Annotated in this window: 13 protein-coding genes; 4 read left to right on the top strand and 9 right to left on the bottom strand. The window is 71.5% G+C overall.

Translation table 11 applies throughout. From position 1 onward, the window contains the following. The first annotated feature begins 4 nt into the window (after positions 1–4). The gene (locus ACH4SP_RS31985) at positions 5–361 is read left to right on the top strand and encodes a zinc ribbon domain-containing protein YjdM (RefSeq protein WP_398420027.1); all 357 of its coding nucleotides are present in this window, start codon (positions 5–7) and stop codon (positions 359–361) included. Between the two features lie 63 nt (positions 362–424). Here ACH4SP_RS31985 and ACH4SP_RS31980 read toward each other — a convergent pair whose 3' ends face one another. The 4 genes from ACH4SP_RS31980 to ACH4SP_RS31965 all read right to left on the bottom strand — a co-directional run bounded on the left by ACH4SP_RS31980 (position 425) and on the right by ACH4SP_RS31965 (position 4,602). Then, positions 425–1,057 (bottom strand): MBL fold metallo-hydrolase, encoded by a 633-nt coding sequence (locus ACH4SP_RS31980; RefSeq protein ID WP_398420025.1) that lies wholly within the window; start codon positions 1,055–1,057, stop codon positions 425–427. Then, the gene (locus ACH4SP_RS31975; protein WP_398420024.1) at positions 1,054–2,142 is read right to left on the bottom strand and encodes an S-(hydroxymethyl)mycothiol dehydrogenase; all 1,089 of its coding nucleotides are present in this window, start codon (positions 2,140–2,142) and stop codon (positions 1,054–1,056) included. Before ACH4SP_RS31975 ends, ACH4SP_RS31980 begins: the two co-directional genes overlap by 4 nt. Before the next feature lie 125 nt (positions 2,143–2,267). Continuing rightward, positions 2,268–3,734, bottom strand: a complete 1,467-nt coding sequence (locus ACH4SP_RS31970; protein ID WP_398420023.1) for an amino acid permease — start codon at positions 3,732–3,734, stop codon at positions 2,268–2,270. Further along, entirely contained in the window at positions 3,727–4,602 is an 876-nt protein-coding gene (locus ACH4SP_RS31965; protein WP_398420022.1) for a FadR/GntR family transcriptional regulator, read from the bottom strand. Before ACH4SP_RS31965 ends, ACH4SP_RS31970 begins: the two co-directional genes overlap by 8 nt. Positions 4,603–4,666: 64 nt before the next feature. Between ACH4SP_RS31965 and ACH4SP_RS31960 the strand changes: the two genes are divergently transcribed. Further along, positions 4,667–5,170 (top strand): gluconokinase, encoded by a 504-nt coding sequence (locus ACH4SP_RS31960; protein ID WP_398420021.1) that lies wholly within the window; start codon positions 4,667–4,669, stop codon positions 5,168–5,170. Positions 5,171–5,691: 521 nt separating this feature from the next. On the opposite strand, the gene ACH4SP_RS31955 is transcribed toward ACH4SP_RS31960, so the two are convergent. From ACH4SP_RS31955 to ACH4SP_RS31940, 4 genes are all read right to left on the bottom strand, one after another. Beyond that, positions 5,692–6,339, bottom strand: a complete 648-nt coding sequence (locus ACH4SP_RS31955) for a cytochrome b/b6 domain-containing protein (protein ID WP_398420019.1) — start codon at positions 6,337–6,339, stop codon at positions 5,692–5,694. Then, on the bottom strand, positions 6,281–6,946 hold the full coding sequence (locus tag ACH4SP_RS31950) for a molybdopterin-dependent oxidoreductase (RefSeq protein WP_398420304.1): 666 nt from the start codon (positions 6,944–6,946) through the stop codon (positions 6,281–6,283). The genes ACH4SP_RS31955 and ACH4SP_RS31950 overlap by 59 nt, the downstream gene beginning before the upstream one ends. Before the next feature lie 282 nt (positions 6,947–7,228). After that, the gene (locus ACH4SP_RS31945) at positions 7,229–8,830 is read right to left on the bottom strand and encodes an APC family permease (protein ID WP_398420017.1); all 1,602 of its coding nucleotides are present in this window, start codon (positions 8,828–8,830) and stop codon (positions 7,229–7,231) included. A 55-nt stretch (positions 8,831–8,885) separates the two neighbouring features. After that, the gene (locus ACH4SP_RS31940; protein ID WP_398420015.1) at positions 8,886–9,836 is read right to left on the bottom strand and encodes a hypothetical protein; all 951 of its coding nucleotides are present in this window, start codon (positions 9,834–9,836) and stop codon (positions 8,886–8,888) included. A gap of 186 nt (positions 9,837–10,022) precedes the next feature. Here ACH4SP_RS31940 and ACH4SP_RS31935 point away from each other — a divergent pair, with 186 nt between their 5' ends. Continuing rightward, entirely contained in the window at positions 10,023–10,532 is a 510-nt protein-coding gene (locus ACH4SP_RS31935) for an ASCH domain-containing protein (RefSeq protein WP_398420013.1), read from the top strand. Positions 10,533–10,730: 198 nt separating this feature from the next. Here the strand turns inward: ACH4SP_RS31935 and ACH4SP_RS31930 are convergent, their stop codons facing one another. Continuing rightward, entirely contained in the window at positions 10,731–12,452 is a 1,722-nt protein-coding gene (locus ACH4SP_RS31930) for an FAD-binding dehydrogenase (RefSeq protein WP_398420011.1), read from the bottom strand. A 214-nt stretch (positions 12,453–12,666) separates the two neighbouring features. On the opposite strand from ACH4SP_RS31930, the gene ACH4SP_RS31925 reads away from it, so the two are divergent. Next, positions 12,667–13,557, top strand: coding sequence for a DMT family transporter (locus ACH4SP_RS31925; RefSeq protein WP_398420009.1), 891 nt, complete (start codon positions 12,667–12,669; stop codon positions 13,555–13,557). Positions 13,558–13,622 lie beyond the last annotated feature (65 nt).

Raw genomic sequence — 13,622 nt, 5'->3', positions numbered from 1 at the left:
GCGAATGATGGAGAACCTCCCCCCTTGCCCCGAATGTTCCTGTGAGTACACCTACGAGATGGACGCCCTCGTGGTGTGCCCGGAGTGCGGGCACGAGTGGGTGCCCCAGGAAGGGGCGGCCGACGACGGTGACGCGGGGCCGGCCGCCGTGCGGGACTCCGTGGGGAACGTGCTGGCCGACGGGGACAGCGTGACCGTGGTGAAGGCCCTCAAGGTGAAGGGCAGCCCGTCGGGGATCAAGGCGGGCACCAAGGTGCGCGGCATCCGGCTGGTCGAACCGGTCGACGGGCACGACATCGACTGCAAGGTGGACGGCTTCGGGGCGATGCGTCTCAAGTCGAGCCTGGTGAAGAAGGTCTGAGACGGGGGACGACGGAGGGGGCGGACCGTGTGCGGTCCGCCCCCTCCGTCGTCGTATGTGCCGTCAGTGGCCGCGGGCGATCCACTCGGCGAGGTGCGGAGCTTCCGCGCCGATGGTGGTGGGGTCGCCGTGACCGGTCCGTACGGACGTCTCCGCGGGCAGCGTCAGCAGGCGGTCGCGGATCGAGTCGACGATCGTCGGGAAGTGCGAGAAGGACCGGCCCGTGGCGCCCGGACCGCCCTGGAAGAGGGTGTCGCCGGTGAAGACCGTGGCCAGGGACTCGGCGTAGAGGCAGACCGCGCCCGGGGCGTGGCCCGGGGTGTGCAGGACCTTCAGGGCGGTGCCCGCGACGGTGAGTTCCTGGCCGTCGGTGAGGGCGGAGTCCGGGTCCCGGTCGGGGTGGGTCTGCTTCCAGAGGGGGAGGTCGTCCTCGTGGAGGAGGATCGGGGCGCCGGTGGCGGCCGCCAGGGCCGGGGCGGCGTCGATGTGGTCGTTGTGGGCGTGGGTGCAGACGATGGCGAGGAGGGTGCGGTCGCCGAGGGCGGCGCGGATGGCGTCCGCGTCGTGGGCGGCGTCGATGACGATCGCCTCGGAGTCGTCGCCGACGATCCACACGTTGTTGTCGACGTCCCAGGTGCCGCCGTCGAGGGAGAAGGTGCCCGAGGTGGTGAGGTGGTCGATGCGGGCCGCGGTCATGAGAACTCCACCACCGAGCGCAGTACGTCTCCCTCGTGCATCCGCGCGAAGGCCTTCTCGACGTCGCCGAGGCCGATGGTCTCCGTCACGAAGGCGGCGAGGTCGATGCGGCCCTGCTGGTGCAGGTCGATCAGCACGGGGAAGTCGCGGGAGGGCAGGCAGTCGCCGTACCAGGACGACTTGAGCGCGCCGCCTCGGCCGAAGACGTCGATGAGGGGGAGTTCGAGCTGCATGTCGGGGGTGGGGACGCCGACGAGGACGACCGTGCCGGCCAGGTCGCGGGCGTAGAAGGCCTGCTTGTACGTCTCGGGGCGGCCGACCGCCTCGATGACGACGTCGGCGCCGTTGCCGCCGGTGAGCGCGCGGACGGCCTCGACGGGGTCGGTGGAGCGGGAGTTGACGGTGTGCGTGGCGCCCATCGACTTCGCCGTTTCGAGCTTGCGGTCGTCGATGTCGACGGCGATGATCTTCGCCGCTCCGGCGAGGCGGGCGCCGACGATCGCGGCGTCGCCCACTCCCCCGCAGCCGATGACGGCGACCGAGTCGCCGCGGCCCACCTGGCCGGTGTTGATCGCGGCGCCGATGCCCGCCATGACGCCGCAGCCGAGGAGGCCCGCGACGGCCGGGGAGACCGACGGGTCGACCTTGGTGCACTGGCCGGCCGCGACCAGGGTCTTCTCGGCGAAGGCGCCGATGCCGAGCGCCGGGGAGAGCTCGGTGCCGTCGAGCAGGGTCATCTTCTGCTTGGCGTTGTGGGTGTCGAAGCAGTACTGCGGGCGGCCGCGGAGGCAGGCCCGGCACTGGCCGCAGACGGCACGCCAGTTGAGGATCACGAAGTCGCCGGGCGTGACGTCGGTGACGCCCTCGCCGACGGACTCGACGATGCCCGCCGCCTCGTGGCCGAGGAGGAAGGGGAAGTCGTCGTTGATGCCGCCCTGCTTGTAGTGCAGGTCGGTGTGGCAGACGCCACAGGCCTGGATCTTCACCACGGCCTCACCGGGGCCGGGATCGGGGACGACGATCGTCTCGACGCGTACCGGTTCGTTCTTGCCGGGGGCGATCACGCCGCGTACCTGCTGTGCCATCTGCGGTCCTTCCTGACCTGGATGCATGCCTGAATAGGTGTCTGACCTCGTAATACGTCCGACCATACGCCGGTCGGCCGCCTCCCAGGAGGGAGACGGCCGACCGGCGTGCGAGGGGGAACGGGTCAGGACTTCCCGGCCCGTTCGGCCGCGATGGCGTTCACCCGGCGGCGGACCAGGAACCAGCCGCCGACGAGCATCGCGGCGATCAGCGGGAGGCAGTAGACGGTGGTCCGGCCGACGCCTTCTCCGTACCACATCAGGAACACGACGAGCGCGAGGAAGACGAGCGTCACGATCTGGGTGTACGGGGCCCAGGGCAGCTTGTAGGAAGGCCGGCTGAGCAGGCCCTCCTTCGAGCGGCGGTAGAACAGCAGCGAGCAGATCATGATCATCGCCCAGGTGCCGAGGATGCCGATCGAGGCGAAGTTGAGGACGATCTCGAAGGCGTCGTCGGGGACGAAGAAGTTGAGGCCGACGCCGAGGGCGCCGAAGCCCGCGGTGAGCAGGATGCCGCCGTAGGGGACCTGGCCCTTGTTCATCAGGCCGGTGAACTTCGGGGCGGAGCCCGCGAGGGACATCGAGCGCAGGATGCGGCCGGTGGAGTACAGGCCCGAGTTCAGGCTGGACAGGGCGGCGGTGAGCACGACGAGGTTCATGATGCTCGCGGCGCCCGGGACGCCGATCTTGTCCATGACGGTGACGAACGGGCTCTGGTCCTCGCTGTAGGCCGTGTAGGGCAGCAGCAGCGCGAGCAGGACGACCGAGCCGACGTAGAAGATGCCGACCCGCCACATGATCGAGTTGATCGCCTTCGGCAGGATCTTCTCGGGGTTCTCGGTCTCGCCCGCGGCGACGCCGCACAGCTCCACCGAGGCGTACGCGAAGACGACGCCCTGGACGACGAGCAGCATCGGCATCATGCCCAGCGGGAAGACGCCGTTGTTGTCCGTGATCGTGGAGAAGCCGGGGGTGTGGCCGTCGACCGGGGTCTGGGTGACCACCAGGTAGATGCTGATCGCCATGAAGACCACCAGGGCGGCGACCTTGATGATCGCGAACCAGAACTCCATCTCGCCGAAGTACTTCACCGAGATCAGGTTGCCGGTCAGGACCACGGCCAGCGCGATGAGGGCGAGTACGCCCTGGGGTATGTCGCTGAAGGCGGACCAGAACTGGGCGAACACCGCGGCGGCCGTGATGTCGGCCACAGCGGTGGTCGACCAGTTCAGGAAGTACAGCCAGCCCGCCGCGAAGGCGCCCTTCTCGCCCATGAACTCACGGGCGTAGCTGACGAACGCGCCGGAGGACGGCCGGTAGAGGACCAGCTCGCCGAGCGCGCGCACGACGAAGAACGCGAAGACTCCGCAGACCGCGTACGCGATCGCCAGCGAGGGACCTGCGCCCGCCAGCCTTCCGCCCGCGCCCAGGAACAGGCCGGTGCCGATGGCGCCGCCGATCGCGATCATGTTGATGTGGCGGGACTTGAGGTCCTTGCTGTAACCCTCGTCGCCCGGGTCGACGTGGGGGGACGTCGGCGGGGCGGACAGCGGGGCAGAAGAGACTTCCGCAGTGCTGGTGCGGTCACTCATGTATCGCTTCGCCTTCGTGTGGGGGATGTGCGGGTCCGGGGCGCACGATCGAATTGAGGGCGGTCTCGACGAGTTCGAGGTGGGCGGCCATGGCGTGCACGGCTGCCCCCTCGGACCCCTCGACGATCGCTTCGACCAGGGCCCGGTGCTCGGTGTCCGACTGGCGTCGTCGGTCCCCGAGTTGGTTCAGGAAGCTGGACTGCCGCGCGAGGGCGTCCCGTATCTCTTCGATGATCTTCTGGAAGACGGGGTTGCCCGATGCCTGGGCGACGGTGAGGTGGAACAGCGTGTCCAGCGCCACCCAGGCGGTGGGGTCTGTTTCGCGCTCCATGCTCTCGATCAGCGTGAGCAGATGATCGATGTCGTCCCGGGTGCGGCGAGTGGCAGCGTACCCCGCCGCGGGGATCTCCACGTGACGGCGTACTTCCAGCAGGTCGCGGGCCGAGTAGGAACCGAAGACCGGGTTGCGGGTCGGGCCGGACGATTCGACGTACGTACCCTTTCCGGCGCGGGACACCGTCAGGCCGAGGGCCTGGAGGGTGCGCAGGGCCTCGCGGACCACGGACCGGCTGACGGCGAAGTGCTTTCCCAGCTGTGCCTCGGCGGGGAGCTTGTCGCCCACGGCCAGTTCGCCGGTCTCGATGGCGGCGCGGAGGTGGGTGAGGACGACGTCGGTCGCGCTCACGCGTCGCGGCACGGGGTCGGCGCCCGTGCCCGCGCAGGGAACGTCCGCGCTGCGGACTTCCGCGCCCGGGACGTCCGCGCTGGAGACGTCCGCGCCGGAGACGTCCGCGCCGAATGCGCGGTCGTCGGACGCGCCGCCGCCGGTTGCACCGCCGGGGGTTGTCCGGCTGTCTGACAAGGCCATGCGGAGAATGCTCGGGCGTGGTTACTGGTGCGTCAAGAGTGATCGGAGAGGAAGTGGCGGGCTGATGAATTTCTCACACGTGGTAGTGGTGATGGGCGTCGCGGGTACCGGGAAATCCACGATTGGGGCATTGGTGGCGGAACGGGTGGGGGTCTCGTACGCGGAGGGTGATGACTTCCATCCGGAGGCGAACGTCTCGAAGATGGCGGGCGGCGAGCCCCTGAGCGATGCCGACCGGTGGCCCTGGCTGGACCGGGTGGGGGCCTGGGCCCGGGAGCGGGGGGACCGGGGCGGCGTGGTGAGCTGTTCGGCCCTGAAGCGGGTGTACCGGGACCGGTTGCGGGAGGCGGCTCCGGGGGTGGTGTTCCTGCATCTGGCCGGGGAGCGGGAGTTGATCGAGGCGCGGATGGGGGCGCGGGAGGGGCACTTCATGCCGGTGGCGCTGCTGGATTCGCAGTTCGCGGCGCTGGAGTCCCTCGGGGCGGACGAGGCAGGAGTCACCGTGGGGGTGGACGGGACACCGGAGGAGGTCGCGGAGCGGGCGGCGGGGGCGCTGCGGAAGCTGTAGCGGGGGTGGGGCCTGGCTCGGTGAGCGGGGGTACCTCTGGCTCGGTGAGCGAGGGTGGTCCTGGCCTGGTGGAGTCCCCGGGCCCGGCGGAGCCCCGTGCACGGGGGAATCCGCAGGCCCGGCGGGGCCTCTGGGTCCGGTGGAGACTCCAGGCGAGGCAGAGTCCCCGGGGCCGGCGGAACCAGCGAGGGTCCAGTGGAGTCCTCGGCTCCGGCAGATCCCCTGGGCCCGGTGGGGCCTTGAGCCCAGTAGAGACCCCAGGGCCCGTGGAATCCTCGGCTCCGGCAGAACCCCTGAGCCCGGTGGGGCCTTGAGCCCAGTAGAGACCCCAGGGCCCGTGGAATCCTCGGCTCCGGCAGAACCCCTGAGCCCGGTGGGGCCTTGAGCCCGATGGAGACCCCGGGGCCGGTGGAGACCCCGGCTCCGGCAGAGCTCCTGGGCCCGGTGGGGCCTTGAGCCCAGTGGAGACCCCGGCTCCGGTGGAGTCCCCGGGTCCGGTAGAGCTCCCAGGCCTGGCGGAGTCAGGGGTGCCAGTGGGGGTGTTCGGTCTTGGCCCAGGTGCGGTCGACTTCGCCGGTGCGCATGCCCCGGCGGGACTCCGGGTGGGTCAGGGCCATCCAGAGGTGCCCGGCGATGACGACGCCCATGGCCAGGGAGAGCCAGTCGTGGACGAAGGTGGCGCCCGTGCGCCAGGTCAGCGGGGTCAGGTGGGTGAGCCACATCAGCAGGCCGGTGCCGAGCATGACGAGTGCCGCGCCCGCGATCCAGCCCGCGTACAGCTTCTGACCGGCGTTGAACTTCCCCGCGGGGCGGTGGAATTGGCGCCGGCGGGCGGCCCGCAGCCATTCCCTGTCGTACGAGGTGAAGCGGCCGAGCAGCGAGAGGTCGGCGCGGAAGGCCCGGGAGACCAGGCCCAGGACGTACGGGACGGGGAGCAGGACGCCCGTCCAGATGTGGACGGTGACCACCAGGTGGCGGCGGCCCACCAGTTCGGCGAGGGACGGCAGGTAGAGGCAGGCCGCGGTGGCGACGCAGGTGAGCATCAGGATCGCGGTCGTACGGTGCACCAGGCGTGCGGTGCGCGTGAACCTCCTTACCCGGGGCGGGAGTTCAGACGGTGGGGGTGTCGGAGCGGCCGTTGGACCTGCCGACCCAGGCGTCGACGTCATAGCCCAGTTCCTCCCAGTAGCCGGGCTGGACCCGGTCGGTGACGGTGATGCCGGAGAGCCATTTCGCCGACTTGTAGAAGTACATGGGGGCGACGTAGAGGCGGACCGGGCCGCCGTGCGCGTGGGTGACGTCCTTGTCCTGCATCCTCAGGGCCGCCAACACGTCTTTGCGGCCCGCCTGTTGGAGGGTGAGGCTCTCGCTGTACGTGCCGTCGAAGCAGGTGAAGCGGATCGCTCTGGCGGACGGCCGCACACCGGCCAGCGCGAGGAGGTGCGACAGCTGCACGCCCTCGAACGGGGTCTCCGGGACCCGCCAGCCGGTGACGCACTGGACGTCGCGGACCAGCCGGGTCTGCGGCATCGCCCTGAGCTGCGCCAGCGTGTACGTGGCGGGGCGGTCCACCAGGCCGTCGACGGTGAGGCGGTAGGTCTGCCCGGTCTTCTTCGGGGTGGAGGCTGCCACCGAGTAGTAGCGGAAGCCGCTGCTGTTGGGGAGGAGCCCGGTGACGCCGGTGGGGTCCTTTCCCGCGGCCGCCCCGAGGAAGGAGTCGATGCCGTTCTGGACGTACGGGGCCGCGGCCACGCCTGCGGCGCCGAGGCCGAGCATGCCGAGGACGAGCCGGCGGCCGATCGGAGCGCCGCGGGGTGCGGGAGCGCTCGGCACAGGGGCGCTCGGCGCGGGGTCTCGCGGCTCAGGAGCGCTCGGCGCGGAGTCGCTCGGCTCGGGGGCACGCGAGTCGGGGGCACGCGGCTCGGGGGCGCGCGGCCGTGCCGGTTCGTCCGGTGGTGGGGCTTGAGGGGTCACACCCACGATTCGAGCACTCGCGGCCGCCGGGGGCCAGGGTCCGCGAGTGCTCGTCAGCGTTTCGTCAGATTTGGACGGCGCGGATCAGCCGCGGGCCGCCTCCGACTCGGCCGCCGCCTTGTCCAGCTGGAACGCCTCGTTGCCGAGGCCGATCCGGGCGTGCACCTCGGGCTTCTTCGCCTTGAGCACCGCGCCGTACACCAGTCCGCCGACCGCGGTGACGCCGATGATGCCGGGCAGGATCCAGCCCAGTGCGGAACCGGACTCGGCGCCGACCAGGATGCCGAAGTCCTTGACGGTGTAGACGGCGATGCCCAGGAGCGCGAGCCCGGCGAGGCCGGAGCAGAGCAGCCGCCACTTCTGGGCCGCGCCCGCGCGGCGTCGTACGAAGAAGGCGATCACGGCGAACGAGGCCACCGCCATCAGCAGGATGACGCCCAGCGCACCGACGTTGCCCATCCAGGTGAAGAGGTGCAGGACCGGGGTGGTCGGGTCGCCGATCGGCTTGTCGTCGGTGAGCGCGAAGGCCAGCACGACGAGCAGGGAGACGACCGACTGGAGGACGGAGCCGGTGGCGGGGGCGCCGCTCGCCTTGTTCGTACGGCCGAAGGCGGCCGGCAGGAGGCCCTCGCGGCCCATCGCGAAGGAGTAGCGGGCGACGACGTTGTGGAAGCTGAGGAGCGCGGCGAACATGCCGGTCACGAAGAGGATGTGCAGCACGTCGGTGAAGGTGGCGCCGAGGCGCTCCTGGACCAGGGTGAAGAGCATCCCCGGGCCTTCCTTGGTGGCCATCCCGGAGACCCTGCCGGGGCCGGCGGCGACGCTGACCGCCCAGGAGCTGAGGGCCAGGAAGATCGCGGAGTAGGCGACGCCGAGGAACATCACGCGGGAGACGATCACGTGCGGGCGCTGGGTCTCCTCGGCGTACACCGGGGCCTGCTCGAAGCCGACGAAGGCGGCGATGGAGAAGCAGAGCGCGGTGCCGAGGGCGACGCCGGGGCCGGTGAGGGTGCTGGGGTCGAACGCGGTGAGGGACAGCCCGGCCGCCTTCGACGGTTCGGCAACGGCCGAAACGTCGAAGATGACGACGAGCACGCACTCGATGAGGAGCAGGACGCCGAGCACCTTGGCGTTGAGGTCGATCTTCAGCCAGCCGAGGAAGCCGACGAGGAGGACGCAGACCAGGGCCGGGATCCACCAGGCGATGCTGATGCCCAGGTACGTGGCGAAGATGCCGGACAGCTCGAAGCCGAGGATGCCGAAGATGCCGACCTGCATGGCGCTGTACGCGACCAGGGCGACCAGGGAGGCTCCGGCGCCGGCGGTGGCGCCGAGGCCGCGGGCTATGTAGGCGTAGAAGGCGCCCGCGTTGTGGATGTGCCGGCTCATCTCCGCGTAACCGACGCTGAAGAGGAGGAGGACCGCGCCGAGGATGAGGAACAGGAGCGGCTGGCCGACCACTCCCATCACACCGAAGATCGTGGGCATGACACCCGCGACGACCATCAGGGGGGCGCTCGCCGCGAGGACGGACAGCAGCAGACCGAGGGTGCCGAGGCGGCCCGCGCGCAGGGCCCCCTCCTCGCCCTTGTACGTGTTGATCCCGGTGTCGCCGCCGCCTTTGCCGCCGCTGCCGGTCGTTCTGGTCGCTCTGGTCGCGCGTGTGGGTGAACTTCCCGTCGCCATCGCGGGGTTGTCCCTTCGGTGTGGGTGAGGGGCTGGTGTGCGTAAGAGGTTCGGGTCAGGCGTCACCGAGCGCGACGCCGCGTGCGGTGCGGAACGCCTGGTGGGGGTCCCGGTCGGGGTAGGACCAGGGGGCCGCGGTGCGGTGCGGGCCGATTCGGTGGAAGAGCGCGGCGGCCTCCGCGGTGCGGCCCTCGCAGTACTTCGCGTGGGCCAGGAAGTTGAGGTCGACGCGGGAGCGCGGGTGCTCCTCGCGCTCCCACTCCAGCCACCAGTCGAAGGCGGCCTTCATGGTCTGGCGGGCACGGCGGCCGGCCCAGTGCCCGGAGGACTCGGGGTCGGGCGGCACCTGGCCCGCCACGGCGAGCGCCCGGTAGCGCTCGGCGTGCGCGACGACGGGGAGGACCGCCAACGGGGAGTCGGCGGGGGCCTGTTCGGCGGCCCAGGCGGCGAAGTCGTACACCTCGTGCAGGGGGTCCTGCCCTATGTCGGGGCGACGCTCCGCGAGCCGGGCGATGATCAGGTGGTGGGCGTGGTGGTGCTCCGGGTGGCGTGCCCTGACCTGGTCGTACAGCTGGGTGACCTCCTCCTCGGTGCCGAGGTGGCGGGCGAGCAGGAGCATGCCGAGCCAGGGCGTCGGGTCGTCCGGGGCGCGGCCGGCGGCGCGCCGGCAGGCCTGCCTGGCACGGTCCGGGCACCCCTTGCCGAGCAGGGCGCGGTGGATCTCGGCGCAGGCGAGGAGGGCGGAGGCGTCGGCGCTCTCCGGCTCGGCGATCAGCCAGTCCTGGGCCCAGGCCCGGCTGCCCTTCGGTTCGGCGAGGACGAGCAGGCGGTGGCCGCGGCGGTCCCAGTCGTCACCGGTACGGGCGAGCAGCGAGCGCACACTGGTCCAGCGCCCCTGGGCCAACTGATCGCGCACGTCGACGAGTTCGGTGTCGTCGAGGGCTGGGTCCGGGGGCGGCTCGCCCCGGCGGCGGGAACGGCCGAGGAGCGGCGGAGGTGGGGCCATCCGCGGGGTACCTCCACGGCGCGATGAGCCAGCGTTTGATCACGCACAGCAAAGCGGTAGGTGCGGCTCCACGTCAAGGCCCGATGGCTTTTAACGGCACCAACTCTCCCTTTTTGTGACGCACTTGAGGATGTCGGGTGCGGGATCTCCCCAGGTGGGGAGGGGTGTGCCTTCTAAGATGACGGGATGGATGACGACTTGACGACCAATGCCGGAAATCCGGCGGCGCAGGGCCCGGATTCGGCGCAGTCACCGGGTGAGCCGCAGTCGCCGGGTGAGCCGCGTCCGCCGCTGCCGCCGTACCTGCTCGCCTTCCCCGGCCCGTTGCGCGACCAGCTGGTCGCGGCGGTACTGTCGGGCGAGAAGGTGTCGACCACGGGGCTGCTCTGCGAGTACGAGGCGGAGAACGAGGAGCTTCCGCCGATCGGCGAGCTGGCCGCGCTGATCGACTCGGCGGGTCGCGAGGTGGCCGTCCTGGAGACGACCGAGGTACGGGTCCTGCGCCTCGGGGACGTGGACCTTCAGCACGCACTGGACGAGGGCGAGGGGTACACGTCGGTGGCCCAGTGGCGGGAGGCGCACGAGAGGTTCTGGCACGGGGAGGAGATGCGGGAGGCGATGGGGGACCCGGGATTCGTCGTGGACGATTCGACGATGGTGGTGGCGGAGAGGTTCAGGGTGGTGGAGCGGTTGTAGGTGCGGTGTCGGGCGGGGCGGTCGTGTGGGGGGGGCGTGCCGCAGTGGGGGCCGCCCCCTTGCCCACCCGTCCCGCCCCCGGGGGGCGGCCCCGCTGCCCAAGGGGGCTAGGGGGAAGCACCTAGGGGCGCGGGGAACTGCGCGATCAGCCACGACGCACCCGCACGACGAACCACCCACCGCCCCGCGCCCAAGCGGCTAGCTCACTGCTTGGGATGCTGCGCGACCCGCCGCCCGGCCCGAGAAGATGCAGCCGCCGAGGAACGTCCCCTCCAGGGACCGGTAGCCGTGGACGCCGCCGCCGCCGAAGCCCGCCGCCTCGCCCGCCGCGTAGATCCCCGGCAGCGGGCTGCCGTCCGGGGTGAGGACGCGGGAGGACAGGTCCGTCTCCAGGCCGCCCAGCGACTTCCGCGTCAGGATGTGCAGGCGGACCGCGATCAGGGGTCCCGCCGCCGGGTCCAGGATCCGGTGCGGGGTCGCGGTGCGGATCAGCTTGTCGCCGAGGTACTTGCGGGCTCCGTGGATCGCCGTGACCTGGAGGTCCTTCGTGAAGGGGTTCGCCATCTCCCGGTCGCGCGCGACGAGTTGGCGGCGCAGTTCCGCCTCGTCGATCAGCGGTTCCTCGGTGAGGGCGTTCATGCCGCGCACCAGCGAGGCGAGGTCCTTCTCGACGACGAAGTCCGCGCCGTTGTCCATGAACGCCTTCACGGGGGCGGGGACGGCGGCCCTCGCCCGGTCGAAGACACCGCGCACGGACTTGCCCGTCAGGTCCGGGTTCTGTTCGGAGCCCGACAGCGCGAACTCCTTGCCGATGATCTTCTGGTCGAGCACGAACCAGGTGTGGTCGAAGCCGGTCCTCATGATGTGGTCGAGGGTGCCGAGGGTGTCGAAGCCGGGGAAGAGGGGGACCGGGAGGCGCTGCCCCCGCGCGTCCAGCCACAGCGACGACGGGCCGGGCAGGATGCGGATGCCGTGCTTGGCCCAGATGGGGTCCCAGTTCTGGATCCCCTCGGTGTAGTGCCACATCCGGTCGCGGTTGATGTGGCTCGCGCCGGCCGCCTCCGTGATGCCGAGCATCAGGCCGTCGACGTGGGCGGGGACCCCGGAGAGCATGTGCGCGGGCGGGGTGCCGAGCCGCTCGGGCCACTGGGCGCGGACGAGGTCGTGGTTGCCGCCGATGCCGCCTGAGGTGACGATCACCGCCTGGGCGCGGAGCGAGAAGTCCCCGGTCACGGTGCGGGTGCTGGCGGTGCCGCGTGCGGCGCCGGAGGGTTCCAGGACCTCGCCGGAGACGGTGTCCACGACTCCTGCGGTACGGGAGAGACCCGTCACGCGGTGCCGGAACCTGAAGGTGACCAGGCCGCGTGCCACGCCCTCGCGGACCCGCCGTACGAAGGGAGCGAGCAGCCCGGGGCCCGTGCCCCAGGTGATGTGGAAGCGGGGCACGGAGTTGCCGTGACCGTTCGCGTCGTAGCCGCCGCGCTCCGCCCAGCCGACGACAGGGAAGAAGCGGACGCCCTGCTGGTGCAGCCAGTGGCGCTTCTCCCCCGCCGCGAAGTCGACGTACGCCTCGGCCCACTTCCGGGGCCAGGCGTCCTCGTCGCGGTCGAAGCCCGCCGTGCCCAGCCAGTCCTGGAGGGCGAGAGCGCGGCTGTCCTTGACGCGCATCCGGCGCTGTTCGGGCGAGTCGACGAGGAAGAGGCCGCCGAAGGACCAGTGCGCCTGGCCGCCCAGGGACTGCTCGGGCTCCTGGTCCAGGACGATCACCTTCCGACCTGCGTCGACCAGCTCGGCGGTGGCGACGAGGCCGGCAAGGCCCGCTCCGACGACGATGACGTCCGCGTCATGGCCCTTGGTGCCCGCTGCGCGGCCCCCGGCGGCCGCGTCGTGACCCTTGGCGTCGTTCCCCTTGGCATCCATGGCCCGATCTTCGGTACGCGGAAGTGACTAGTCAACCGTTCGACCGGCTGCTTCCCCGGCCCTGCTGCTTCCCTGGCCCCGCCGCCTTCCCGGCCCGTACGGGGGCGCCCGTAGCGGGAGCGCTCCCTCGTCTCCGCCGCAGCGATCACCGCCCTTGTACCGCTATGGTCGGCGAAACTTCCCGCATCCCCACCGCATTTTGAGGGTTTACACGGTGTCGCTGACTGTTCTGTTGCTGGCTCTGAGCGCTGCGTGCTGCCTTGGTTTCGGGTTTGTACTCCAGCAGGACGCCGCCCGGCGGGCTCCGCTCGGCGACTTCCTCTCGCTGCGGCTGCTGCTCGACCTCGTACGGGTGCCGCGCTGGCTGGCCGGGATCGGCTGCATGGTGGCGGGCATGGTGCTCGGCGCGCTGGCCCTTTCGTACGGCGAGGTGTCGCTGGTCGAGCCGCTGCTCGCGACGAACCTGCTCTTCGCCATGGCGCTGTCGCGGTGGCGGACCGGATGCCGGCTCGGCCGGCAGGGCTGGGCCGGGCTGTGGCTGCTCGCGGGCGGGGTCGCCGGATTCCTCGTGGCGGGGCAGCCGCACGGCGGCCGGGCCGAGGTCGGCCCGTTGCGGCACTGGCTGGTGATCGGGGTCGTGGTGGGGCTGGCGATGCTGCTGACCGCGCACGCGAAGCGGTCCCGGATGAGCTCCGGGCCCGCCCTGCTCGCACTGGCGGCCGGGCTGCTGTACGGGTTGCAGGACGCGCTGACCCGGCTGAGCGGGCAGCGGTTCGGCGAGGGCGGCTGGCCGGCGCTGCTCGGGAGCTGGCAGGTGTACGGGGTGCTGGTGCTCGGCCTCGCGGGGCTCGTCCTGGTGCAGAGCGCGTTCGAGACGGGGACGCTGCGCATGTCGCTGCCCGCGCTGACGGCGGCGCAGCCCCTGGCCGGGGTGGCGTGCGGGGTCGGGTTCCTGGGCGACCGGCTGCAGACCGGGCCGTGGGCGCTGGCCGGGGAGGCGGCCGGGCTGGTGGCGATCGTGGCGGGGATCGTGCTGCTCAGCCGCCACCCGGCGATGCCGAGCGGGCCGGCCGAGACCCGCGAGAAGGTCCTCGTACACAGCTGAAGCCCCCCGGAGCAGCCCCCTTCCCCGAGCCGGCCGGCACCCCCGAGCTGGTCGCCCCCCCCGAG

Origin of the sequence: Streptomyces sp. NPDC021093, assembly GCF_044333135.1 — a bacterium.
In the GTDB taxonomy this organism is placed as follows: Bacteria; Actinomycetota; Actinomycetes; order Streptomycetales; family Streptomycetaceae; genus Streptomyces.
Note: the sequence above shows the minus strand (reverse complement) of the source record. Positions and strands in the feature narration are given on the sequence as shown.

What these genes read in the sequence shown, in the direction of transcription:
- ACH4SP_RS31960 (WP_398420021.1), top strand. Translation starts at nt 4,667, where the DNA reads ATGAATTTCTCACACGTGGTAGTGGTGATGGGCGTCGCGGGTACCGGG.
- ACH4SP_RS31940 (WP_398420015.1), bottom strand. Translation starts at nt 9,836, where the DNA reads ATGGCCCCACCTCCGCCGCTCCTCGGCCGTTCCCGCCGCCGGGGCGAG.
- ACH4SP_RS31965 (WP_398420022.1), bottom strand. Translation starts at nt 4,602, where the DNA reads ATGGCCTTGTCAGACAGCCGGACAACCCCCGGCGGTGCAACCGGCGGC.
- ACH4SP_RS31975 (WP_398420024.1), bottom strand. Translation starts at nt 2,142, where the DNA reads ATGGCACAGCAGGTACGCGGCGTGATCGCCCCCGGCAAGAACGAACCG.
- ACH4SP_RS31935 (WP_398420013.1), top strand. Translation starts at nt 10,023, where the DNA reads ATGGATGACGACTTGACGACCAATGCCGGAAATCCGGCGGCGCAGGGC.
- ACH4SP_RS31980 (WP_398420025.1), bottom strand. Translation starts at nt 1,057, where the DNA reads ATGACCGCGGCCCGCATCGACCACCTCACCACCTCGGGCACCTTCTCC.
- ACH4SP_RS31945 (WP_398420017.1), bottom strand. Translation starts at nt 8,830, where the DNA reads ATGGCGACGGGAAGTTCACCCACACGCGCGACCAGAGCGACCAGAACG.
- ACH4SP_RS31985 (WP_398420027.1), top strand. Translation starts at nt 5, where the DNA reads ATGATGGAGAACCTCCCCCCTTGCCCCGAATGTTCCTGTGAGTACACC.
- ACH4SP_RS31950 (WP_398420304.1), bottom strand. Translation starts at nt 6,946, where the DNA reads ATGCTCGGCCTCGGCGCCGCAGGCGTGGCCGCGGCCCCGTACGTCCAG.
- ACH4SP_RS31970 (WP_398420023.1), bottom strand. Translation starts at nt 3,734, where the DNA reads ATGAGTGACCGCACCAGCACTGCGGAAGTCTCTTCTGCCCCGCTGTCC.
- ACH4SP_RS31955 (WP_398420019.1), bottom strand. Translation starts at nt 6,339, where the DNA reads ATGACGTCGACGCCTGGGTCGGCAGGTCCAACGGCCGCTCCGACACCC.
- ACH4SP_RS31930 (WP_398420011.1), bottom strand. Translation starts at nt 12,452, where the DNA reads ATGGATGCCAAGGGGAACGACGCCAAGGGTCACGACGCGGCCGCCGGG.